Origin of the sequence: Mesorhizobium sp. M0598, assembly GCF_040320865.1 — a bacterium.
Taxonomy (GTDB): Bacteria; Pseudomonadota; Alphaproteobacteria; order Rhizobiales; family Rhizobiaceae; genus Mesorhizobium.
On record NZ_JAMYQL010000057.1, the window covers coordinates 1 to 21,754 of the forward strand.

The 21,754-nt window shown below is 62.4% G+C and carries 25 protein-coding genes; 7 read left to right on the forward strand and 18 right to left on the reverse strand.

Annotation, left to right across the window (positions count from 1 at the left end):
* Positions 1-367: 367 nt before the first annotated feature.
* From NKI59_RS33090 to NKI59_RS33120, 7 genes are all read right to left on the reverse strand, one after another.
* Entirely contained in the window at positions 368-859 is a 492-nt protein-coding gene (locus tag NKI59_RS33090; protein ID WP_023674071.1) for a F0F1 ATP synthase subunit B, read from the reverse strand.
* Between the two features lie 10 nt (positions 860-869).
* Positions 870-1,445 carry a F0F1 ATP synthase subunit B gene (locus NKI59_RS33095; protein WP_352579869.1) on the reverse strand — a complete coding sequence of 192 codons (576 nt, stop codon included), beginning with the start codon at positions 1,443-1,445 and terminating at the stop codon, positions 870-872.
* Positions 1,446-1,526: 81 nt separating this feature from the next.
* Positions 1,527-1,751, reverse strand: a complete 225-nt coding sequence (locus NKI59_RS33100) for a F0F1 ATP synthase subunit C (protein WP_006206606.1) — start codon at positions 1,749-1,751, stop codon at positions 1,527-1,529.
* A 68-nt stretch (positions 1,752-1,819) separates the two neighbouring features.
* Entirely contained in the window at positions 1,820-2,578 is a 759-nt protein-coding gene (locus tag NKI59_RS33105; RefSeq protein ID WP_352449933.1) for a F0F1 ATP synthase subunit A, read from the reverse strand.
* 70 nt (positions 2,579-2,648) lie between these two features.
* Positions 2,649-3,047: an AtpZ/AtpI family protein gene (locus NKI59_RS33110; protein ID WP_023716852.1), complete on the reverse strand. Its 399-nt coding sequence runs from the start codon at positions 3,045-3,047 to the stop codon at positions 2,649-2,651.
* 257 nt (positions 3,048-3,304) lie between these two features.
* Complete coding sequence (locus NKI59_RS33115) at positions 3,305-4,489, reverse strand: cell wall hydrolase (protein ID WP_352708720.1); 1,185 nt, start codon at positions 4,487-4,489, stop codon at positions 3,305-3,307.
* 107 nt (positions 4,490-4,596) lie between these two features.
* A complete protein-coding gene (locus tag NKI59_RS33120) occupies positions 4,597-5,916 on the reverse strand; it encodes an MFS transporter (protein WP_352708722.1) in 1,320 nt (439 codons plus the stop codon).
* Positions 5,917-6,036: 120 nt separating this feature from the next.
* On the opposite strand from NKI59_RS33120, the gene NKI59_RS33125 reads away from it, so the two are divergent.
* Positions 6,037-6,954 carry a LysR substrate-binding domain-containing protein gene (locus NKI59_RS33125; RefSeq protein ID WP_352708724.1) on the forward strand — a complete coding sequence of 306 codons (918 nt, stop codon included), beginning with the start codon at positions 6,037-6,039 and terminating at the stop codon, positions 6,952-6,954.
* Between the two features lie 402 nt (positions 6,955-7,356).
* Here the strand turns inward: NKI59_RS33125 and NKI59_RS33130 are convergent, their stop codons facing one another.
* From NKI59_RS33130 to NKI59_RS33155, 6 genes are all read right to left on the reverse strand, one after another.
* Positions 7,357-8,247: an SDR family NAD(P)-dependent oxidoreductase gene (locus tag NKI59_RS33130; RefSeq protein WP_352623001.1), complete on the reverse strand. Its 891-nt coding sequence runs from the start codon at positions 8,245-8,247 to the stop codon at positions 7,357-7,359.
* Positions 8,244-9,023, reverse strand: coding sequence for a hypothetical protein (locus NKI59_RS33135; RefSeq protein WP_352593418.1), 780 nt, complete (start codon positions 9,021-9,023; stop codon positions 8,244-8,246). Before NKI59_RS33135 ends, NKI59_RS33130 begins: the two co-directional genes overlap by 4 nt.
* Before the next feature lie 10 nt (positions 9,024-9,033).
* The gene (locus NKI59_RS33140) at positions 9,034-9,621 is read right to left on the reverse strand and encodes a protein-S-isoprenylcysteine O-methyltransferase (RefSeq protein ID WP_031195116.1); all 588 of its coding nucleotides are present in this window, start codon (positions 9,619-9,621) and stop codon (positions 9,034-9,036) included.
* A gap of 159 nt (positions 9,622-9,780) precedes the next feature.
* Positions 9,781-10,380 carry a hypothetical protein gene (locus tag NKI59_RS33145; RefSeq protein ID WP_352708725.1) on the reverse strand — a complete coding sequence of 200 codons (600 nt, stop codon included), beginning with the start codon at positions 10,378-10,380 and terminating at the stop codon, positions 9,781-9,783.
* Positions 10,381-10,516: 136 nt separating this feature from the next.
* A complete protein-coding gene (locus tag NKI59_RS33150) occupies positions 10,517-10,657 on the reverse strand; it encodes a hypothetical protein (protein ID WP_023722423.1) in 141 nt (46 codons plus the stop codon).
* A gap of 199 nt (positions 10,658-10,856) precedes the next feature.
* Positions 10,857-11,453 (reverse strand): L,D-transpeptidase, encoded by a 597-nt coding sequence (locus tag NKI59_RS33155; protein WP_352593225.1) that lies wholly within the window; start codon positions 11,451-11,453, stop codon positions 10,857-10,859.
* 188 nt (positions 11,454-11,641) lie between these two features.
* Between NKI59_RS33155 and NKI59_RS33160 the strand changes: the two genes are divergently transcribed.
* Both NKI59_RS33160 and NKI59_RS33165 read left to right on the forward strand, forming a co-directional pair.
* Entirely contained in the window at positions 11,642-12,397 is a 756-nt protein-coding gene (locus NKI59_RS33160; protein WP_352476622.1) for an SDR family NAD(P)-dependent oxidoreductase, read from the forward strand.
* Positions 12,398-12,613 (forward strand): hypothetical protein, encoded by a 216-nt coding sequence (locus tag NKI59_RS33165; protein ID WP_352593222.1) that lies wholly within the window; start codon positions 12,398-12,400, stop codon positions 12,611-12,613. It begins immediately after the preceding gene.
* A 14-nt stretch (positions 12,614-12,627) separates the two neighbouring features.
* Here the strand turns inward: NKI59_RS33165 and der are convergent, their stop codons facing one another.
* Together der and NKI59_RS33175 are read right to left on the reverse strand one after the other, a co-directional pair.
* Positions 12,628-14,061, reverse strand: coding sequence for a ribosome biogenesis GTPase Der (gene der / locus NKI59_RS33170; RefSeq protein WP_352708727.1), 1,434 nt, complete (start codon positions 14,059-14,061; stop codon positions 12,628-12,630).
* A 6-nt stretch (positions 14,062-14,067) separates the two neighbouring features.
* Complete coding sequence (locus tag NKI59_RS33175; protein WP_352593216.1) at positions 14,068-14,733, reverse strand: tetratricopeptide repeat protein; 666 nt, start codon at positions 14,731-14,733, stop codon at positions 14,068-14,070.
* A gap of 204 nt (positions 14,734-14,937) precedes the next feature.
* Here NKI59_RS33175 and NKI59_RS33180 point away from each other — a divergent pair, with 204 nt between their 5' ends.
* Positions 14,938-15,930, forward strand: coding sequence for a polysaccharide deacetylase family protein (locus tag NKI59_RS33180; protein ID WP_352593213.1), 993 nt, complete (start codon positions 14,938-14,940; stop codon positions 15,928-15,930).
* A 26-nt stretch (positions 15,931-15,956) separates the two neighbouring features.
* On the opposite strand, the gene sbmA is transcribed toward NKI59_RS33180, so the two are convergent.
* The 3 genes from sbmA to NKI59_RS33195 all read right to left on the reverse strand — a co-directional run bounded on the left by sbmA (position 15,957) and on the right by NKI59_RS33195 (position 18,826).
* Positions 15,957-17,234 (reverse strand): peptide antibiotic transporter SbmA, encoded by a 1,278-nt coding sequence (gene sbmA, locus NKI59_RS33185; RefSeq protein ID WP_352449943.1) that lies wholly within the window; start codon positions 17,232-17,234, stop codon positions 15,957-15,959.
* Between the two features lie 115 nt (positions 17,235-17,349).
* Complete coding sequence (locus tag NKI59_RS33190; RefSeq protein WP_352708728.1) at positions 17,350-18,504, reverse strand: YbfB/YjiJ family MFS transporter; 1,155 nt, start codon at positions 18,502-18,504, stop codon at positions 17,350-17,352.
* A gap of 112 nt (positions 18,505-18,616) precedes the next feature.
* Positions 18,617-18,826 (reverse strand): hypothetical protein, encoded by a 210-nt coding sequence (locus NKI59_RS33195; RefSeq protein ID WP_352593207.1) that lies wholly within the window; start codon positions 18,824-18,826, stop codon positions 18,617-18,619.
* 97 nt (positions 18,827-18,923) lie between these two features.
* On the opposite strand from NKI59_RS33195, the gene NKI59_RS33200 reads away from it, so the two are divergent.
* From NKI59_RS33200 to NKI59_RS33210, 3 genes are read left to right on the forward strand one after another with little or no spacing between them, the layout of a single operon-like run.
* Positions 18,924-19,886 carry a LysR substrate-binding domain-containing protein gene (locus NKI59_RS33200; protein ID WP_352593204.1) on the forward strand — a complete coding sequence of 321 codons (963 nt, stop codon included), beginning with the start codon at positions 18,924-18,926 and terminating at the stop codon, positions 19,884-19,886.
* 31 nt (positions 19,887-19,917) lie between these two features.
* Complete coding sequence (locus tag NKI59_RS33205) at positions 19,918-21,174, forward strand: aminopeptidase (protein WP_352708730.1); 1,257 nt, start codon at positions 19,918-19,920, stop codon at positions 21,172-21,174.
* Positions 21,175-21,231: 57 nt separating this feature from the next.
* The gene (locus NKI59_RS33210) at positions 21,232-21,588 is read left to right on the forward strand and encodes a DUF488 domain-containing protein (protein ID WP_352593198.1); all 357 of its coding nucleotides are present in this window, start codon (positions 21,232-21,234) and stop codon (positions 21,586-21,588) included.
* The last annotated feature ends 166 nt before the right edge of the window (positions 21,589-21,754 follow it).

A 21,754-nucleotide genomic window follows, 5' to 3' on the forward strand; every position in this document is an offset into this window, starting at 1 on the left:
CCGTCCTCATCCGACAACAGCAACGCTTTCAACTCGCCTCTGCTCAGTCTAACGTCTCGATTGGTCATGGCACTTCCCCTTCCACGGGAATCGGTGATCGCAACGTCACCACCGTGCCATGGCCGCTCGCCCCTCAGAGCAAGCGCCGTTCTCTCTCCAAAACTTTTGCAGAACCTTCAGCACACTATCTCCTGGCGCGACGCCATGCGGGACGAAAGAGAAGGCTGGCGCTTCACGCGCGGCGACCCCCTCTGGCCTGCCGGCCATCTCCCCTCGAGGGGGGAGATTACGCGCTCAGCCGCTTTCGCTAACAAAAAAGCCGCCAGCTTTCCCAGGCGGCTTTCGATGAATTTCTCGACGAAGTCGCTTAATTCAGCTTCGACTTCAAATCCTGCAGCGAGGCGTTGAACAGGTCGGCGCCGGCCTTGGCGTCGATCTTGCCGGCCAGCAACGCGCGCGCGGCTTCGACCGCGATGTCGACGGCGCTGGCACGCACTTCGCCGATCGCTTCGCGCTCGGCCTGGCCGATCTTCTGCTCGGCCAAAGCGGTACGCCGAGCGACATAGTCCTCGGTCTTCTTGTGCGCCTCGGCGGCAAGCATGTCGGCTTCACGCTTGGCGGCGGCAACGATGGCCGCGGCCTCCTGCTCGGCTTCCTTGCGCTTGCGCTGGTATTGGCCAAGCAGCTGCTGGGCTTCTTCGCGCAACCGGCGCGCCTCCTCGAGCTCGGAGCTGATCTTGTCGGCACGCGCATCGAGCGCTTTGGCGATCATGCCCGGCACCTTGATGTAGATGGCGATGCCGAGGAAGATTACGAGGGCAACCGTTGCCCAAAGCGTCGCGAGAGATGTGGCGTCCATGATGCGCTCCTCACCCGGCCACGGATTTGACCGCGGCCGCGATTTCGGCCTTGCTGGCCTTGCCGCCGACAAGCGCCTCGACGATGGCCGAAGCGGTGTCCTCGGCGATCGTGCCGACTTCCTTCATGGCATTGGCCTTGATGGAAGATATGCGCGCCTCGGCCTCGCCAAGCTTCTGGTCAAGCGCTGCCTCGATCGTCTTGCGGGCAGCTTCGGCTTCCGCCTTGGCCGCATCGTTGGCCTGCTGGCCGATCGCATTGGCCTTGCCCTTGGCTTCCGCCAATTCCTGCTCATAGGCGGCAACGGCGGCATCGGCCTCGCCTTTCAGCCGGGCAGCATGATCGAGATCCTGCGTGATGCGGTCGTTGCGCACGTCGATGATGCCGCCAACGCGCGGCATCACCACCCGCTTCAAGAAGAGATAAAACAGCCCGAAGGTGATTGCCAGCCACAGCAGCTGTGACGGGTACGTCGCCGGATTGAATGGCGGAAACGTGCCGTGCGCCTCGGCGGGCACGCCGGTCCCAGCGCTGCCGCCTTCGACGGCGGGCGCGGACTCTTGCGCAAAGGCAGATGTCACGAACATGGGCTATCCCCGAAATTCAGGCCCGCCGCAGGATCGCAGCCGGCCTGTTCAATTCTTGCCAATGTTCAGCCGAACAAGCATTCAGCCGAACAGGGCGAGAAGCGCGATGAGAAGCGAGAAAATACCCAGCGCCTCGGTCACGGCGAAGCCGAAGATCAGGCGGCCGAACTGGCCGTCGGCGGCCGACGGGTTGCGCAGCGCGCCCGCCAGATAGCTGCCGAAGATGTTGCCGAGGCCAATGCCCGCGCCGCCCATGCCGAGGCATGCGATGCCGGCGCCGATGTACTTTGCTGCTTCTGCGTCCATTTATTCAACTCCTTTGGATCTAAAATTCCGTTGCGATTCCATCCGGCGGCAATGCCGGAAACTCTAAATCAGTGCGAAGGGTGCAGGGCGTCGTTAAGATACATGCAGGTCAGCACGGCGAAGACGTAGGCCTGCAAAAGCGCCACGAGCAACTCCAGAGCCGTCAAAGCCACGGCCATCGCCAGCGGCAGGACCGAACCCGCAATGCCAAGCGTGCCGAGAGCGCTGAGGCTGACGACGAATCCCGAAAACACCTTCAGCGTGATGTGGCCGGCCAACATATTGGCGAACAGACGAACCGAGAGGCTGACCGGGCGCGAGACGAAGGAAATCACTTCGATCGGAACGACAAGCAACATCATCACGATGGGCACGCCTTTCGGCACGAACAGCTTCAGGAAGCCGAGACCGTGCTTCATGAAGCCGTAGACGATCACGGTTCCGATCACCAGCGCAGCGAGGCCGAAGGTGACGATGATGTGGCTGGTGACGGTGAAGAAATACGGGAACAGGCCAAGCAGGTTGGCGACAAGCACGAACATGAACAGCGAGAACACAAAGGGGAAGAACTTCATGCCTTGCGTGCCCGCCGCGTCCCTCAGCATATTGCCGACAAATTCATAGGCCATTTCCGAGACCGACTGAAGGCGGCCCGGAACCAGGCTGCGGCTCGACGTGCTGAGGTAGAGAAACGCCGATGCGACAGCGACCGTCGCAAGCATGAACAGTGCCGAATTGGTGAAAGACAGGTCGTAGCCGCCGATGTGAATCGGAATGATCGGATGGATCTGGAATTGGTGGATCGGATCGACCTTGTCAGCAGCCACTTTAAATCCCCATCAAAGCCGCAGACGGCTTCAGTATCCTGTTCAATGCGCCGGCATGCGGCGCCTCAATTCATTCTTTCGGATCGCGCGGCTTGTCGCCCGTTCCGAATTCCGACACAAGCCCGGCTGAACGCAGGACATTGAGCACGCCGGCGCCAAAACCCAGCAGCAGCCCGACTATCAGACCCCATGGCGATGTCCCCGCCACGCGATCGATAAACCAGCCGAGAGCCGCGCCGACCACTATCCCGGCGATGAACTCGCTGGACAGCTTGAGCGCCTGGCCGTACCCGGCCACACTGCCCGCTTTCGCGTCGTCTTTCCCCTCGAGCCGATCAGGCCGCCTTGTCGCAAGCGATGCTTCAAGGTCGCGCCGGCGGCGCTCAAGATCGTCGTCGCGGATGTCGGCTTCATGCTGCTTGCCGCGGCCGGTTTTGCCGGTTCCGTCTGGCCCATTCTTGTCGGCCACGCAACCCCCTCCTGCCCGGTCAGACCGTCGCCGTCCGTCCGCTTCTTAAAGTCGCCGGCAACATAGTTAGAGGGTCCGCGCCCGTCAAGCCACGGGCGGACGTTCAAGCTCAAGTATTTTTTTGTTATAAATCAGCTACTTGCTCGGGTGCGACATCGTGCCCGACGCGGCCTCTGGCGGGCTGCGGCCGAATCCCCACGGCGATGCGTCTTCGATCGGCCGCTCTCGCGGGAAAGATGCAAGGGCTGCCCGAGCGCTCAGCTCCAGCCGCCGCCATAGGTGCGGTAGAAGATGTGCAGGCCGATCCTGGTCATTTTCTGCATCGTCCGCGCCCAGCCCGGATGGACGTAGTTGGCGTAATAATGGGTCGACGAGCCGACTTCCGGAATGAAGATCTTGCCGGCTGTGACGGCCATGGCGACATCCTGTGCGGTCTGGTAGGCAGCGGGGTTGTCGATGCGCTTCTTCCTGCCGTCGCAGGCGAAGGAAAACTGGCAGCGGTTGAACCAGTTGTCGTTCTGGTAGACGACGCCGCAGATCGAGTTCGGATAGGCCGGGTTGCGGACGCGGTTGAGGATGACCTGGGCGACGGCGGCCTGGCCACGCACGGCTTCGCCGCGCGCCTCGAAATAGATGCCGTTGGCGAGACAGGCCTGCTCCGGTTTGGAAAAGACGCTCGCCGGCAGCGGCGTCTGCATCCAAGAATGATCGCCCTTGCTCATCGGCGGAATGAAGCGGCCATCGTTCGCGTCCTCGTCCTGCAGCAAGGCCTCGAAAGGCGACGCCTTGGCGTAATCGGGGACCGACGAGGCGTAAGCGGTCGCCAGCACGTCAGGATGATCATTGTTGACCAGCGCGGCAAGCATCGCCGGCACGCCGAAATCCGGCTTCTTGTCGATGCGCGTGTGGAAGGCGGCGGCGATCTGGATTTCCTTGCCTTTGATCTCGGGCTTGGCGAAAGCCATCCTCAGGCCGCTGTCCATGCTTGGGCGGAGCAGCGAAGAGGTGCGCTCGAAGATCGAGCCGGCGTTGAAGTTCTTCGGCGGCGAGACGGGCGAGACCTGGATGATGCGGCCCTTCTTGTCGGCACGCGTGATGCGGTTCTCGTCCGGCGTCGTGCCGGCGATGCCGCCCTTGCCGCGAAACGAGACGGAGCCGATGCCGGGCAGTTGGACGCCGGAGCCGGAGAGCGAGCCGGTGCTGCTGGAATCGAGGAAGGGCATTTCGGCGGCGTGAACGGAGCCGGCGACGGATTTCTCGACATAGGCGTTCCAGCGGACGCTCGGCGCCTCCAGGCCGGAGACCAGGCTGGTCATGTCCTGATAGGCAGCGACCGTCGGAAAGCCGATCCAGATGCCAAGGCCAATAATAAACGGAGACAGGAAGGAACGCTTTTTCTCACCGGCGGCGGCGACAAGCCGCGTCAAAACACGTCGATGCACGGAACTCTCCAGAAACGCAACGGACCCCACTGGAGAGCTACAATGATGCATTAACCTTGATGGGGCGTTAACAGCTTAGAACGTTGTTTTCCCATCTCGTGTCGAAGTCAGGCGCTTTTGCGGCTATCCGTTGGCGGAAGAAAGATCGGCCAGGCGATCAGCGCGCAAATAGCCGCACCCAGCCAGACGCCTGCCCACGAGCAGAGCACGAGAAGTCCGGGAATGGCGATCGGCACCAGGAAGAAGGCAATGAAGACCAGGCTGTTGGCAAGGCCGAGCGCCGTTCCGGCCTGGCTCGCGCCGGCCAGCGTCGCAAGCTCGGTGTAGGCGACGCCATGCCAGGAGGAGACGCAGATGCCGGCCACGACCAGCATCGCGACCATCGCCGGCGACAGCATCGGCGCTTGGCCTGACAAGAATTGAGCCGAAAACAAGACGAGCGCCGCAAGCACGGTGAAGGCGGCCACGCTCAGCATGCTGCACAGACGCAGGAACGACCGGCGGTTGCCGTGACGGTCGGTGTAGCGGCCGCTCCAGACGCGCATGACCATGGCGCCGACCTGCACGGCAGCCAGGCTGGCGCTGATCACGGCTGTTCCCATGCCGGCGAAATCATGCAGGAACACGAAAGCAAATGTAAGCACCGCCACCTGCGGAAAGCAAAGCAGGCCGATGGCTGTTGCGATGCGCCAGACGGCCGGGTTGCGCAGCGGCGCCGGGCCGGCCGACAATGCCATGCTGCCCGAATTGGCATCGTCATGCGCCGGCGGCTGATGCAGCCAGCGCCAGGCGAGCGAGGTCGAGACCGCGGATGCAGCCGCCAGAAGTCCGAAGACTGCCGTGAAGCCATGGGCTGAAGCGAGCGATGGCAGCACGAGCGCGCCAAGCCCGCCGCCAAGCGGCACCGCCGTCTGCCTGATGCTCATGGCAAAGCCGCGCTCGCCTTCGCCGAACCAGGCCATGATGGCGCGGCCGCTGGAGCCGTTGACGCTGCCGCCGAGCAATCCGGTGACCAGCAGGGCAGCGGCGAGAAGCGCGATGCCGGGAATATGGGCCGGTGACGGCACGACCAGCGCGGCCATGACAAGCAGCCAAACCGCGGTTGCGCCGAGCCCCGTCAGCAGAACGCGGCGGTCGCCCCAGCGATCGGTCAGCAGCCCCCACGGCAATTCGCTCAGCGCCACGCCCAGGCCGAGAAGGCCAAGCGCCAGGCCGAGTTCGCCATTGGAGAGATGGTAGCCCGAGCGCAGGAACACCGCCGTCGCCGGAATGCCGGAGAAGGTCGCGGAAAAGCAGGCATTGGCGGCGACGCCGATGCCCAGCACCTTCCAGCGATGATTGGGTCGAAGTGCCGCCGCTTCTGACGGGGCGGCAACGGCGGCCGGGCGAAGCGGTTTGCAATCTGCTCGTGTGGCGACAGCGGACATGGTTCAGCTCCTGCATGGGTCGGCTGCATTCGGTCTTGACGCGCTCTCTCTACCGCCATAGCTTCGTACTGAATATCAGGAAGTTTTTGACGTAATGTCCCGAATATCAGGATTATTGGCATGCGACGCGTGACATTCGATCTCGAAGTCCTGCGCAGCTTCGTCACCGGCATGGAGCTGGGCAGCTTCGCCAAGGCCGCCGACCGGCTCGGCCGCTCGACCTCGGCAATCAGTGCGCAATTGAAGAAGCTGGAGGAGCAGGCGGCGACGCCGATCTTCCGTAAATCTGGGCGTGGTCTGGTGCTGACGGACGCGGGCGAGACCATGCTCGGCTACGCGCGGCGGCTGATCGAGCTCAATGACGAGGCCGCCTCCGCCATCCACGATGTCGAGCTGGAGGGTTGGGTGCGGCTTGGGCTACAGGAGGATTTCGGCGAGGCGGTGCTGCCGGAGGTGCTCGGGCGCTTCACCCGCGCCCATCCCAAGGTCAAGATCGAGGCCAGGATCGCACGCAGCCATGAGCTTGCCGAACGGATCATTTCGGGCAGCCTCGATATCGCGCTTGCCTGGCACAATGGCGCGACGCTGCCCTACAGCCGGCATGTAGCCGACGTCCAGATGCGCTGGATCGGCCCGGCAAAACAGATCGAGACCAGCCTGCGCGATGGCGAGGCGTTGCCGCTGGTGGCGCTCGAAGCGCCGTGCCTGCTGCGCAGCGTGGCGACCGAAACGCTCGACCGCGCCGGCCTGGCATGGCGGATGGCCTTCTCCAGCCCGAGCCTTGGCGGCATCTGGGCAGCCGTCGCCGCCGGGCTCGGACTGACGATCCGCACCGATATCGGCCTGCCGGCCACCGTCAGGGCGATGACGCCGGAGATCGCCGGGCTGCCCGCTTTGCCCAAGATGGCGCTGTTCCTGCATCGCAAGGAGGCCGAGCCCGACCCGGTAGCGGCGCGGCTTGGCGACATCCTGCTGCAGGCGGCGCTGGAGCCGTTGCCGGGAAGTGGCGACGCGGATGGTCTGAGGAAAGCGGCTTAGCGCAGACGAGCGCTCGCGATCCCTCGCGCCCCCCTCTGTCCTGCCGGACATCTCCCCCACGAGGGGGGAGATTAGACTAGCAGCTTCGCCGTCCCACCCGTCTTTCGGCGCTGGAGATTGGCTAAAGCGGAGAGGACGGCCAATCTCCCCCAAATGGGGGAGATGCCCGGCAGGGCAGAGGGGGCGCTGTCCCGCCGACGTCTCGCAAGGTTCCGCGAATGATGATCTAACGGCGCTTCTTCGCCCTGCTGGCGAACGGGTGGTCCGACGTGCGCAAGGCGATGCGGATCGGCAAGCCGGGCATGTCGAAAGCCTCGCCTCTATGCTACCAACATGCTTAACACCCGTCATCGGCGAGCGGTCTCTCGATTCAATGAGGTTTTTCGGTGCACGCTGGTCCGGTCAGGGGATAATTCCCCGAGGGCCCCGGCGTAGCTGAATCTGGCGGGTACCGCAGCATTTCTTGAACTTTATACCTGAACCGCAAGGACATTGATCATTGCCGCGGCGTTGCAGACGGCCAACCAGGGGCAGCAGCGCTGCGGAAGGCAGGAGCGCTGCCGCAAGGGCAGCCAACTTGGCCGAGATTCCCGGTACGACTAGGCGACGACCCGATTTGAACCCTCGCCACGCCCGTTCGGCTACATACTCCGGATCCACCTTGGGCAAGATGTTGAAGAGCACCGTCTGATTGGCGCCTGACCTTGCGAGAAACTCCGTCGGCACCGGGCCTGGTGCAACGCATGTGACCGTCACGCCGGTTCGGCGCAATTCCTGGTGAAGCGCCTCTGAGAAGAAGCGCACGAAAGCTTTGCTAGCGAAGTACAGAGCCATATAAGGCCCGGGAACGAACCCGGCCACGGAACTGAGATTGAGCACCCCGCCCCGTCGGCGCGCCACCATTCCCGGCAGAAAATGAAGGGTCAGTTCTGTGAGGGAATGTATATTGAGATCGATGATGCCGAGTTGACCATCAATAGGCAGCGCCGTCGTCGCGCCCCGCAGGCCATAGCCGGCGCTGTTGACCAGGACATCACAGACCAGGCCGTGTGCGGACAGAAAGCCCTCCAGGCGCGTTGGCGCATCGCCTGCCACGAGATCCAACTCGAGCGTGAATGCCTCGCCGCCCGCCTCCCTAACCTCAGACGCCGCGCCGGCCAAACCCTCAGGCGAGCGGGCAACCAGCACAACCGCACCGCGCTCCCTTGCAGCGACGCACGCAATCGCCCGGCCAATTCCACCCGAGCCGCCAATCACGACGATAGCTGGCCGGAATTCACAGTGCGAAATCACGTCGCGTTCCTCTGTCTTGCAGGAGCGGAAACATCTTGACCGAGCAGCACCACTTCATTGGCGACAGTGCCGTTCAGAATCTTTTCGAATCTCTCCAGTGCTCGTGCGACGTTCGCTCCATCCATGACCCGGTGATCGTAGTGGATGCGGACATTCACCGATCCGTCTTTGCCGATCGGACCGTAGTTGAGAAGGGTGGTCAGTGGTGTCAGCGGGTTGAGTGATTCCGCACCGAGGCCAGAATAGACGGACAGTTGGAAGGTACCGAAGTAATTTGCCCTTTGCCGGGCGATGTTCAACCCTAGCCACATAAGCAGCCACCTGACTGGCGCGGGCGCACCTGCCACCCGCAAGGCACGCCGAAACTCCGGGACCTCCTGGATCGGCCGTGATCGAGCCGCGTGGATGGATCCCTCAAGTTCCGTGATGGAGTAGCGCTCCGGGCATTTGATGCGGCTCAGCAGAACGGCCGGCTCGCCATCATATTCGCGCTCGTGGGCAATCGAGGCTACGCTTGCCGGATACTCGTAAAGCTGCGGCCAAGGCAACTTGACATAGGCGCGCCGCAGCTCCGGCATCTCTAGGGCAAGAAGCGCATACCCTTTCAGGAAGATAGCGGTCCACGAGGGCCTGGTCTGCTGCGCCATTCTAGCCCTTACGAGTGGGCCGAGATTCATCTGACGCTGCACCGCGACCCGTGGCACGCCGATCGAAAACCTCATCAGATCGCCAACAAGGCGCCGGGGCGCGGAAAGCTTGAGGGCTCGGCCTCGCATAAAACGACCTCTAATAAAGATAAGGGAATATCCGCTTGGTCCTTTCCATATAGACACGGTATTGCGAGCCTAAATTCTCCAGCATCATACGCTCTTCCTTATCCACTCTCAGCAGGAAAAGGACTGCGAAACCAATCAAACCCGATATGCCCGCAACCCAGTTCGGCAGCAGAAAGAGCTGGCCGAGCCCCATAAGCAGGAAAGAGGTGTACATAGGGTGACGGACCAAGGCGTATGGCCCGGCGCTGACCAGTTCATGCCGTTCGCGAATCTCGAGCGTAATCGACCAGTTACGGCCAAGTTCCTTGTGGGATAAGCGAAAAATCCACAGCGCTGAGCAGAAGATGATGGTTCCGAGCGCCACCGACCACACGCTGGCCGGATGATCAGCCGCTCCGGGGATGCCGGTAGCGACATAGAAGCCAGGCAGGATTGCCAGGCCAAGGAGAGCCGATACAAGCCCGACGGTGTCGGAACTTGAGCTGCCGCCAGCTACAATTCGCACGCGCCTTGCCCGGCGCTCGAACGGATACCGGATCACGTACCAAGCAACGATGCCGATCACCCATATGATCTCGCCAACTGAGGCTACAGCAATGGTCACGTCACGTCACCGGAGCCTTTTCTCGATCTGGGACGATGATAAGCCGTCGCAACGATGTCACCGTCCGAGTTGTCGACCGTAGACATTCAGAGCGCGTTCCCTTCGCACTTAACCGGGCGAATGGGCGCGAAAGCGGGTTTTGCCAATCGCATTTCAACCCGCGTTCATCTCCCGAAGCTTGGTTATGAATTGTTGCGGCCGGAGCCAGATACCGGGGGTCTTATACCCCATGGATCTAGCGATGTCCGCTACGAATGCGTTGCAGTTGTAGAGCGACGCGTGCCAAAGCGGAGAACTGGCCTGCAGCCTTCGTATGCTCGCGACGACTTTCCTATATTCGGCTTCGGTAAGTAATACACGCCAGCTTGCCGACCGGTAAGCATCTTCCAGGTCGCCGTCCGTCCACCCGGTCGAGGCTGGCACGGGCGCCAAATGGCCGAGAACATAGACATTGGGATCACCGGACTTCGGAGCGAGGCCCGCCACTTCGGGGTTGACCATCCGTCCGGCCTGGTTCAATCGTCCAAAAATCACGTAGGAATGGCCGTAGGTAAGGGCGTACCGGGAGCGGAACTCGATGAAATACCGCTGGGCTTGAGTTGACGCCGCCGCGCGCGTCGGCATCGCCGCGGTTCTCAGTGCCTTATCATCGGACACAAAAGTCGGCTGGGGCTTGCTGTCCTGCGACTGACATGACGCTGCGACAAGTGCGAGCAGGGCCACAATTGTTGAACGGCCACTTACTAGCGTCATCTATCCAGAACTCCGAGGACCGCAGGCCTAGCGCCAACCTATGCCGCTAACGCACGTAGGCTACGAATCCGGCTGGCCCCTGCATATCGATTGGGAAGGGCCTGGCGGCCCTTCCCGAATAACCGAAAGCCGGTCCTTATTTAATCACGGGCTCCTCTACGGCAGCGGGTTCCGGCGGAGGAGCCTTCCCCTTTCCTTTGCCGATCATGCCATTCGCGCAGCCGCTCAGGCTGGCAACGGCGAGGGTGGCAACCATTACAATCAACATCCTGTTCATCAAGCAATCCTTTCCCCGAGGGCGGAACAGCCTATGGAATCGCCACAAATAAAAACAATATGCAGCCCCGCCAAGCTACCCGCGATCTACATCAACGCCTAGTGCAGAAATGACACAGTTGGCACCCGGTTCCAGGCGGCACCTTTGCGGTGACGTGCTGGCAGGTTCACCATCCAACGGAGATCAGGCCTGCCCACCATCAAACAACCACCACCGTCGTGCCCAAAGGAGTACGGTCGTAGAGGTCAATGACGTCGTCATCGATCATACGGATGCACCCGTTCGATACTGCTGTGCCTATCGTCCACGGCTCGTTTGTACCATGTATCCGGAAGTGGGTGTCGCGCCCGTCGCGATAGAGATAAAGGGCACGCGCACCAAGCGGGTTGTTTGGTCCGCCAGGGACCCCCCCTGCATACTTCACCAGGCGCGGCTTGCGCTTCATCATGCTGGCGGTGGGTGTCCACGACGGCCAGTCCGCCTTGCGGCCGACGGTCGCTGTACCCTTGAACGAAAGTCCCTGCTCGCCGACGCCGACGCCGTAGCGCGTCGCCCACCCGTCCGTCTCGACGGCATAGAGAAAACGTTGCGAAGTATCGACGACGATCGTTCCGGCCGGCTCGTTTCCGTCGTACCGCACATGCTGCCGTCGGTAACGAGGATTCAGGCCACGCCTTGGTCCGAACGCGGATGAAATCGGCTCCGCCACCTGTTGTAACGTCGACGTACATCCGGAGACCATCAGAGCCAGACTACCCAGCACGAGCCCCCGGCGCGCAATGTGGTGTTCTTCCATTTCTACCTGCTAGGAAACTGGTCATCTACCGCCGCCTTCGTCTCTACCATTCCAAGGCCTGCGGGCCAAGTCTCGCTTTGTGGTGGCAAAATGAATTCACAGGATTGACAAGCGAATTGGAGCGAAACTTCTTGCGATAACCGTCTGCCTCTGTTCGGTTATGTCAAAATTGGCATAGGACAGAGACGATGAAGCCTGACTTCCATGGTAAAGTCGCGATTGTGACCGGCGCAGGATCCGGAATAGGTGCGGCTGTTTCACGGCAACTCGCGCAAGAAGGAGCCGAGATTGTTGTCGCCGACCTTGATGCCGAGGCAGCGCACTGCAGAGCCGCCGAAATAAGCTCGCAAGGCGGCAGGGCCTACGACTTTGCGGTAGATGTCACGGATGCGGCAGCCGTGGAAAAGCTGATCGAGTTCACTGTCCAGAAATGCGGCGGACTGGATATGGCGGTAAACAATGCAGGTATCGACGGCATTCGAAAAGCAACGGCAGACTATCCGCTCGACAACTGGCACAAACTGATAAACGTCAATCTAAATGGCGTTTTCTACAGCATGAAGTACGAAATCGCCGCGATGCTGGATCGGGGCGGAGGCGCCATCGTGAACATGTCCTCCGTTCTCGGTTCCGTCGGCTTGCCAACTGCGTCCGCATACACGGCAGCGAAACACGGGGTCGTTGGATTAACCAAGGTTGCGGCGATTGAATATGCGAGGATGGGCATCCGGATCAATGTCGTCGGCCCCGGCTGGATCGAAACGCCTCTTTTATCGGAGCAAATGGAGGCATTAGCCAGCCGGCGCATGGCAGGTCTTCAGCCGATGGGCAGGCGCGGGAAACCGGAAGAGGTAGCGGCTCTTGTATGCTTCCTGTTGTCCGACCAGGCCAGCTTTATCACTGGGAGCTACCATCTGGTGGACGGAGCTTACACCGCCCATTAGGTGCAGAGGCTGCCCCCACTCACGCCGGCCACCGTCAGGGCGATGACGCCGGAGATCGCCGGGGTGCCCGCCTTGCCCAAGATGGCGCTGTTCCTGCATCGCAAGGAGGCCGAGCCCGACCCGGTAGCGGCGCGGCTTGGCGACATCCTGTTGCAGGCGGCGCTGGAAGCGTTGCCGCAGACGCAACCGGCGCCCGTTCTGCGCAACGTAGCGTAAAGGGACAGTGGCGCTCAGCGGCGCTTCTTTGCCTTGCTGGCGAAAGGATTGTCCGAGGTGCGCAAGGCGATGCGGATCGGCACGCCGGGCATGTCGAAAGCCTCGCGCAGGCTGTTCGAGAGATAGCGGACATAGGATTGCGGCATCGCGTCCGGCCGTGAGCAGGAGACGACGAAGCCCGGCGGCCGCGTCTTGGCCTGGGTGACATATTTGATCTTCAGCCGACGTCCGGCGACGGCCGGCGGCGGATGATGCGCCAAAATGCCTTCCAGCCAGCGGTTGAGCTTGCCGGTCGACACACGGCTGTTCCAAACTCGATGCGTCCGGATGACGGCATCCATCAGCTTGTCGAGGCCACGCCCGGTCTCGGCCGACACCGGCACCGCCTGCATGCCGCGCGCCTGCGGCAGCAGCCGCTCGGTTTTTTCGCGCAGCTCGGCCAGCAACTCCTGGGGATGGTCGACAAGATCCCATTTGTTGAAGGCGATCACCGGGGCACGGCCCTCGCGGATGATCAGGTCGGCGATCTGCAGATCCTGCTTCTCGAAGGGAATGGTGGCGTCGAGCACGATGATGACGATCTCGGCAAAGCGGATGGCGCGCAAGCCGTCCTGCACCGACATCACTTCGAGCTTTTCGTGGATCCTGGCCTTGCGGCGCATGCCGGCGGTGTCGAACAATTTTAAGCGGCGGCCATGCCAGTCCCAGTCGACCGAGATGGAATCGCGAGTGATGCCGGCCTCGGGGCCGGTCAACAGCCGCTCCTCGCCGATCAGCGCGTTGATCAGCGTTGACTTGCCGGCGTTGGGGCGGCCGACGACGGCGATGCGCATCGGCTTGGTGTCGTCATAGCTCGGCTCGGCGTCCGGGTCGCTGATGTCCTCGCCGATCAGCACCTCGCTGGCGGCGACCTCCTCCTCGCCGGCCTCTTCGTCCTCGCCGAAGGCACGCGCCTCGCCCAGTGCCGCGATTACCGCATCGCGCAAATCGGGCAGGCCCTGGCCGTGTTCGGCCGAGACCGGGATCGGTTCGCCAAGGCCGAGCTCCCAGGCCTCCAGCATGCCGCCCTGGGCGCTGCGCGCCTCGGCCTTGTTGGCAACGACGACAACCGGCTTGCCGGATTTGCGCACGATCTCGGCGAAGGTCTTGTCGTCGGGCATCAGCCCGGACTTGGCATCGATCGTAAAAAAGATCAGGTCAGCCTCGCGGATGGCGATCTCGGTCTGGGCGCGCATGCGGCCGGGCAGCGTCGAGGCAGCCGCATCCTCGAAGCCGGCGGTGTCGATGACGTCGAAATGCAGGTCGTAGAGCTTTGCGGCATGGACGCGGCGATCGCGAGTGACGCCGGGCGTATCATCGACAAGCGCCAGCTTCCTTCCCACCAGCCGATTGAAAAGGGTCGATTTGCCGACGTTAGGCCGGCCGATGATGGCGACTTTGAAGGTCATGGACTATCACGACACGCCGCCCGAGCCGCGGATCAGCTCGGACATCAAAGTCGCCCGCTCGCGCGTGTTGTGCGGGGCGCCATCATCCGCGGCGATCTGGTCGAACAGCTTCAATGCATCCGCCGCCTTGCCTTCCTTCCAGGCGGCAAGGCCAAGCGCCTCGCGCGCCGTATGGCGCAATGTGTTGGTGTCGGCGGTGAGCGCCTCGACGCGGCTGGAGACATCGGCGAAAGAGCCGTGGTCGACCAGAAGCAGCGCTGCCCTGAGACGAGCCATGTCGCGAATGCCGGAGGGGATCTTGGTGTCGGCGGCGACCTCGTCGAAATCCTTGACGGCGGCGTCGACGTCGCCCTTGTCCGCCTTGACGGTTGCCGCGCGCATGCGGGCGAGCAGCGGATAGGCGCCGTAGCCGTCCTTCTCCAACGCCTCCAGAGCGGCAAGCGCCTCGTCGTTCTTGCCGTCATTGGCGAGCTTGAGCGCCTGCGAAAAAGCATCGCCCGAGCGGTTGGCGCGGGTCTCGTCCCAATAGCGGTAGCCGACGACAGCGCCAGTGCCAAGCACCACCAGCACGGCCAGCACGAGCAAGGCGGGACCGAAACGATCCCACAGCGCATGCGCCTGGTCGCGACGAATCTCTTCGTTGACTTCGCGGATAAAACTGTCGTCCGACATGGATCAAAACCATTCATGCCCCGGGCGGGGCGGTTGATGAGCCCGCGTTTTAGCGAAATTTTGCCGGCATGGAAGGGGTTCGGCAGGAAAATCGCCTATTCACGAGGCAGTCACCGCCAACGGCGGCCGCACAGGTCGATCGCACCCGTGCCATATTTCACCGGTAGGCGGTGCTTCTACATTCCCTAATCAAGTCAGATGCCTTTGCCCCGTTTGTCCCGCGTTATTGCGTTTTCCATTGCCGCGCTTGCTGCCGGCGCGGCTTTTGCCGACCCGCTGGCGGCGCCGGCAAAGCCGAAGCAGATCGTGATCATCTCGTTCGACAGCGCCCGCGACATTTCGCAATGGCAGCGCAGCCGGGCGCTGGCCCGGCGCACAGGCGCGCATTTCACCTATTTCGTCTCCTGCGTGTTTCTGTTGTCGCCCGAGACACGCAAGGAATACACCGCGCCCGGCAAGACAGAAGGCAAATCGAACATCGGCTTTGCCGCCTCCAAACAGGAAGTTGCCGAGCGGCTCGAGCAGATCAACCTTGCGGCCTCGGAAGGCCACGACATCGGCAGCCATGGCTGCGGTCATTTCGACGGCAAGGACTGGAGCAAAGCCGACTGGCTGAGCGAGTTCGGCTCATTCAAGCATATTCTCGAAAACGCGTATTCGATCAACGGCATCGCTCCTGAACCGAAGGGCTGGCGCGATTTCGCCCGCAAATCGGTGGTCGGGTTTCGCGCGCCTTATCTGTCGGCAAACAAGGCGCTCTATGAGGCGCTGCCCGCGGCCGGCTTCCTGCTCGACGCAAGCGGCGTTTCCCGTGGGCCGGTCGAGCCGCCGACCGTCAACGGCATCACGCGCTTTTCGCTGCCGCAGATCCCGGAAGGGCCGAGCTCAAGGCGCGTGATCGCCATGGATTACAATCTCTATGTCAGACATTCCGGCGGCTTCGAGCGGCCGAGCATGGCAGAAGAGTTCGCTGACCGGACCTATAACGCGTTCCGCGCCGCCTTCGATGCGCAATACCAGGGCAAGCGCATTCCGCTTGAGCTCGGCTTCCACTTCACGCTGATGAATGACGGCGCCTACTGGAACGCGCTGGAACGCTTTGCCGGCGAGGTCTGCGTCAAAGCGGACGTCGAGTGCATTAGTTTTCGCGACTATGTATCGCGGCGAGGCGAAAGGCAGGCGGCGGTGGGCGGCTGAGCCGCAAGCGCCGCCGCCCGCCAGTCTTAGCTTGCCGGCTGATCCTCAGGACGCAGCCCGGCTTGTTCCCGTTCTAGATAGTGCTGATCGATCACCGGCAGCGGCTCGCCCTTGATCGTGGCTTCGAACGCTCGCAGCCGCTTGTGGACTGACAAGAGCTCAACGATCGTTGACCAGGAATTAACAAGATATTGGAACGAGCTGGTCACTTGGCTGAACGCGGAATTGACCTGGTTGACGAGACCCAACGTTAAGGTTCCGGCGACCAACGAAGGAGTCATCAGAAAAAGAGGGAATATGGTATTTAGTTGCAAGTAGAGATAGCGGACCACATTGAAATAGACGTAGTGGAAATAGAGCCGGAAGTAGTTCTGGCGCACATTTCCGAACAATTCGGAAACGGTCGGCGGCTGCGCTCGGGACTGATCGTCCTCACCATAAACAAGTTCCTTGCGGTAAGCGGCTTCGACGCGCTGGTTGCGAAACTGCAAGCCGGGCAGCTTTATGCCGGCGGTGGCAATGCATACCGTCCCAAACATCGCCCAGAAGATCGCAGCCAAAACCAACGGCTGCGGCACCTGACCGATGAAAGGCAATGCCGTAATGTGCTTTGAGTAGGCAAGCAAAATCGGCATGAAGGCGATCAAAGTCATTATCGAATCAATAAAGCTGGTCCCAAGATCTTCCATGATCTTTGAAAAGCGCATCGTGTCTTCCTGCACGCGCTGGGAAGCTCCCTCGATGCTCCGCACCCTAGGCCAATAGGACATGTAGTAGTCGTTCATCGCTGTCCGCCAGCGAAACACCCAATGGCTTACAAAGAAATTTGTCAGAACGTAAACAGTAACAGCCACCAGAGCGATGCCGAGGAAAGTTATTAACTGCGCATAAACATCATACTCTGTCGCCTTCACACTTTTGCTCACAATGCCCTGAATCAGATCCCAGAACGGCCCGTACCAGGCATTGATCGCTACACTCACCTGAACCTGAAAATAGGTCGTGAACAAGATCAGCGAGCTGCCAAGGATCGACCAGCGGTCCCACGGGTGCGGGGAATACCAATGCCAGAAGGCGTAAAAGAGCAGCACACCAAGTGTAAAATAGATGTAGAACCAAAGGAACGGAGGCGACCAGAAAACGGAAACGCCAATGATCGGCGCCGCGTCCGCTGCAGGGAGGGGAAATCCGACCAAAGCGCCTAGCTGGTCGCCGCCGAGAAACCACACGGCCACCATGACCGCACTCCAGACGGCGGCCGAGGTGAAAAAGAGCTTCGGCTGCGGGAAGAAGGATACGAACACTGTGGGAAAATCCTCGGTCGATGCGCAAATCAGCGGGGTTCAGCGGGCATAAAGTCACACATTAGTGGGAAAGAAAATGCCCGTGCCCGATGCCCGCAACCGAGCAAGACCATAATCATGGCGATTTTGGCGCAGCCGACCAGGTGATCGCGCCGGAAGCGAGCAGGACGGCGGCGGCCACGATCGAGGCGAGGAAAAAGTTACCCGAGGCCTGCGCAAGCAGCCCGGCGACGATCGGGCCGATGATCTGGCCAAGGCCGAAGGCGGCCGTCATTACCGCCAGCATCCGGCGTGGTGCTTGCGGAGCAAGCTGCCTGCCCGTCTGCAGGCCAAGCGCGGTGATGGCGATGAAGGTGCCGCCGACAAGAAGGCCGCCGAGCAGCGGCCCGGTGCGCCCGCCCATGACGACACTGGCGCTGACGCCGACCACCTCGACCAGACACCCCAGGGCATAGGTGGCATAAAGCCCGATCCTGGCCGCGAGCTTCTGCCACAGCCAGACCGAGGGGAAACCGGCAAGGCCGGTGACCATCCAGACCACGGCCTCGAAGACGCGGCCGCCGGCGCCCTGGCGGACGATGGCGACCAGGAACGTTGCCGTGACGATATAGCCGAAGCCGAACAGGCCGTATGCGACGATGATCTTCACCAGCGACCGGTGTTTCGGCAGTGCCGGCTCGCTCCCGGTGGTGCTGTTCGCGGCCGAGGTGCCGCCGGCCAGCAAGCCGACGGCGGCAAAGCCGCAGGCCGAAATCACCGCCGACCATAGCCAGCCCGCCGCCCAGCCGGCATGTTCGGTGACGAGGACTGCCAACAGCGCCGAGGACGCCGCGATGCCGAGGCCGACACCGCCGAAATACAGCGCCTGCAGGTCGTTTCGCCCGGCCGCGGCGAGATGACCGAAAACGATGCTGGTCATGAAGACCAGGACAAAGGCGCTTGCAACGCCGGCAAGAAAGCGGATGACGAGAAACGCGGCCATCGTGCCGGTCAGGCCCATCAGGCCGGCGAGGATCGCGGTGGCGGCAAGGCCGGCCAGCATCAGCTGACGCTCGCGGCCTTGCGCCCAGCCGCCGGTGGCGGCAAGCGCGCCGACGAGATAGCCGAGATAATTGGCAGATGCGATCCAGCCGGCATCGGCCGGCGACAGGCCGAGCTCTTCCATCATGCCAGGCAGGATCGGCGTATAGACGAACGGGCCGATGCCCATGGCGACGGCCAGGGCAATCATGCCGGCGATTGCGAGGCGCAAGGGCGAAGCGATGTTCATCGCGGTGCACCATAGGTGCGCCTGCCGGCGAGACAATCCGCCTTTTATTGGGCCAGAAGGGCTGCGCAGCCGCGTCGGCGGCCGGCTCACCTGAGTGCCAGCAAGTCCTTCTTCAGCCGCAGCAGGTCCTTGGCGGGGCCGTCTCGAAGCGGGTACGACGCGCGGTCAGCCTGAATGGCATGTCGGCGAGTTCGCGCTCCGACATGGTGTCGAGCACCGGATGCGCCAGCGGATCGGTCACCCAATTGATGCCCTCGCTGTCATGCCGGCGCGGCTGCGTTCCGATCGGGGAAAAGGCGCCGAGCCATAACAAAATCTTCATCAGATTTGCCTCCTCACTCTGAGTAGCCCACTTAGAATCCGGCATCCGGCAGTGTCTGGCAATTGAGATTTCAGCCGTTCGAGTTTAGAAAAACTGTATGGCTATGCTGAACCGCGTGCACCTCAACGGCTTACGCGCCGTCGAAGCCGTCGCGCGCCTGGGCTCGCTCACGGCGGCGGCCGGCGAGCTCAACGTCTCGGTCAGCGCCGTCAGCCAGCAGATCAACCGAACAGAAAAACAACTCGGCCGCGCGCTGTTCGAACGAACGCCAGCTGGCCTGGTGGCGACGGAATTCGGCACCGTCTTTACCGCGCGGCTCAGCGCCGGGTTTCGCGAACTCGCACAGGCGGTGGCGCTTGCCGATGAAAGCTCGGAGTGCACGCTGGTGGTTTCGGTGGCGCCGGCTTTTGCCTCGAAATGGCTGCTGCCGCGGCTGTCGCGGCATTTTGCCCGCCATCCGAACGTGCTCCTGCGCATCGATGCCTCGGCGCGGCTTGCCGATCTCGATCGTTCGGACATCGACGTCGCCATTCGGCTCGGCGACGGCAAATGGCCAGGCGGGCGCGCCGAATTGCTGCTGGCGCAGGAGGTGTTTCCGGTCTGTGCACCGGTGATCGCCAGCAAGCTGAAATCGATCGAGGACCTTGCTTTGACCTGTGCGATCACCGACGAAAGGTCGATGATCAGTTGGGAGAGCTGGTTCGAAGCCGCCGGGGTGGAGCCGGTCACCTTCATGAAAGGCGCGCGCTTCACCGACCCGATGCTGTGCCTGGAATCAGCGATTGCCGGTCACGGCGTCATGCTCGGCTGGCAGTTGCTGGCCGCCGACGCGCTGGCCGACGGCCGTCTCGTTGCGCCGTTCGGCATACGGGCGCAGAGCGGGCTCGGCTATTGGCTGGTGACCTCGGCCAGCAAGAGCGAAAGCCGCAAAGTCAGGGATTTCAAGACCTGGATCCGCGAAGAGATCGAGGCGACGATGGCGCAGTTCAGATCGCTCGAGCGTCAGCTAGACCTGCCGGCGTCATCAGAGTGGAAAGGTCGGCAGCGCCGGTCTATGTAAGAAACAGTCCCCAATCACAGCAGGCAGGATCATGACCACACATTCGCGCGGCGTTTCCGCAACCATCGACCCGGTGAAGCTCGACAGGCTGGCGGAGGTCGCCGTCAAGGTCGGGCTGCAATTGCAACCGGGGCAGGATCTGGTGCTGACCTCGTCTATTGCAGCGCTGCCTTTGACGCGGCGGATCGTCGAGCACGCCTACAAGGCAGGTGCCGGCCTGGTGACGCCGATCTTCAACGACGATGAGATCACGCTCGCGCGCTTCCGCTACGGCGTCGACGCCGGCTTCGACCGCGCCGCCGGCTGGCTCTATGAAGGCATGGCAAAAGCCTTCGCCAACAATGCGGCGAGGCTTGCCGTGCGCGGCGAGGATCCGTCGCTGCTTTCGGCGCAGGACCCGGCAAAGGTGGCGCGTGCCAACAAGGCGAATTCGATGGCCTACCAGCCGGCGCTGGAGAAGATCACCGGCTTCGACATCAACTGGAACATCGTCGCCTATCCCGATCAGGCCTGGGCCAAGCAGGTTTTCCCGGACGATGCCGAAGACGTCGCGGTGGCCAAGCTCGCCGACGCCATCTTTGCCGCCTCGCGGGTGGATGTCGAAGACCCGATCGGCAACTGGACGGCGCACAATGCGGCGTTGAAGAGCCGCACCGAATGGCTGAACGGCCACAATTTCCACGCACTGCATTTCACCGGCCCCGGCACCGACCTGACCGTCGGGCTGGCCGACGGCCACGAGTGGATGGGCGGCGCCTCGACCGCCAAGAACGGCATCACCTGCAACCCCAACATCCCGACCGAAGAGGTTTTCACCACGCCGCATGCAAGGCGCGTCGAAGGCCATGTCACCAGCACCAAGCCGCTGTCCTATCAGGGTACCCTGATCGACGGCATTGCGGTGCGTTTCGAGGCGGGCCGCATTGTCGAGGCCAAGGCCACGAAGGGCGAGGATGTGCTGCAAAAGGTGCTCGATACCGACGAAGGCTCGCGCCGTCTCGGCGAGGTGGCGCTGGTGCCGCATTCCTCGCCGATCGCCAAGAGCGGGCTGCTGTTTTTCAACACGCTGTTCGACGAGAACGCCGCCTGCCACATCGCGCTCGGCCAGTGCTATTCGAAGTGCTTCGTCGACGGCGCCTCGCTCGGCCAGGACGAGATCGCGGCGCGCGGCGGCAACAAGAGTTTCATCCACATCGACTGGATGATCGGCTCGGACAAGATCGACATAGACGGCGTCCATAAGGACGGCAGCCGCGTGCCGGTGATGCGCAAGGGCGAGTGGGTTTAGGCCCGGGATCTTTAAGCGAAGGCCAGCAAGCAGCGGCGCCTGCTGGCCCATGCGGAGTTGGCAATGGAGCTCGCGGTCAAGCGCATCTATGAGCCGCCGGCGCCCGATGACGGGCAGCGGGTGCTCGTCGACCGCATATGGCCTCGCGGCATCGCCAAGCAGGACGCGGCGCTGACGCTCTGGCTAAAGGACATCGCGCCAAGCAATGGGTTGCGCAAATGGTTCGGCCATGAGCCGGCGCGCTGGGCGGAGTTCCAGCGGCGATACCGCGATGAGCTCGACCGGAACGGCGAGGCGGTGGCGGAACTACGTGCCTTGCTCCGTGAAGGCAAGGTGGCGCTGCTCTACGGCGCCCATGACGAGGCGCACAACAATGCGGTGGCGCTGGCGAGCTATTTGCGTGAGACGGACTGAAGCGCGAGCCTGCGTCCTGTGACTTTGGAGATTGGCGAAGGCCGTAGCGACGGCCAGAGGGTTGCTTCCCTCCGACCTCTCAAGACTTGGGTTCCTCGCCCTGCGAAGCGGGGGAGAGGTGGCTCGGCGAAGCGGCCGGAGAGGGGGCTTTCGTAGAGTGCTCCCC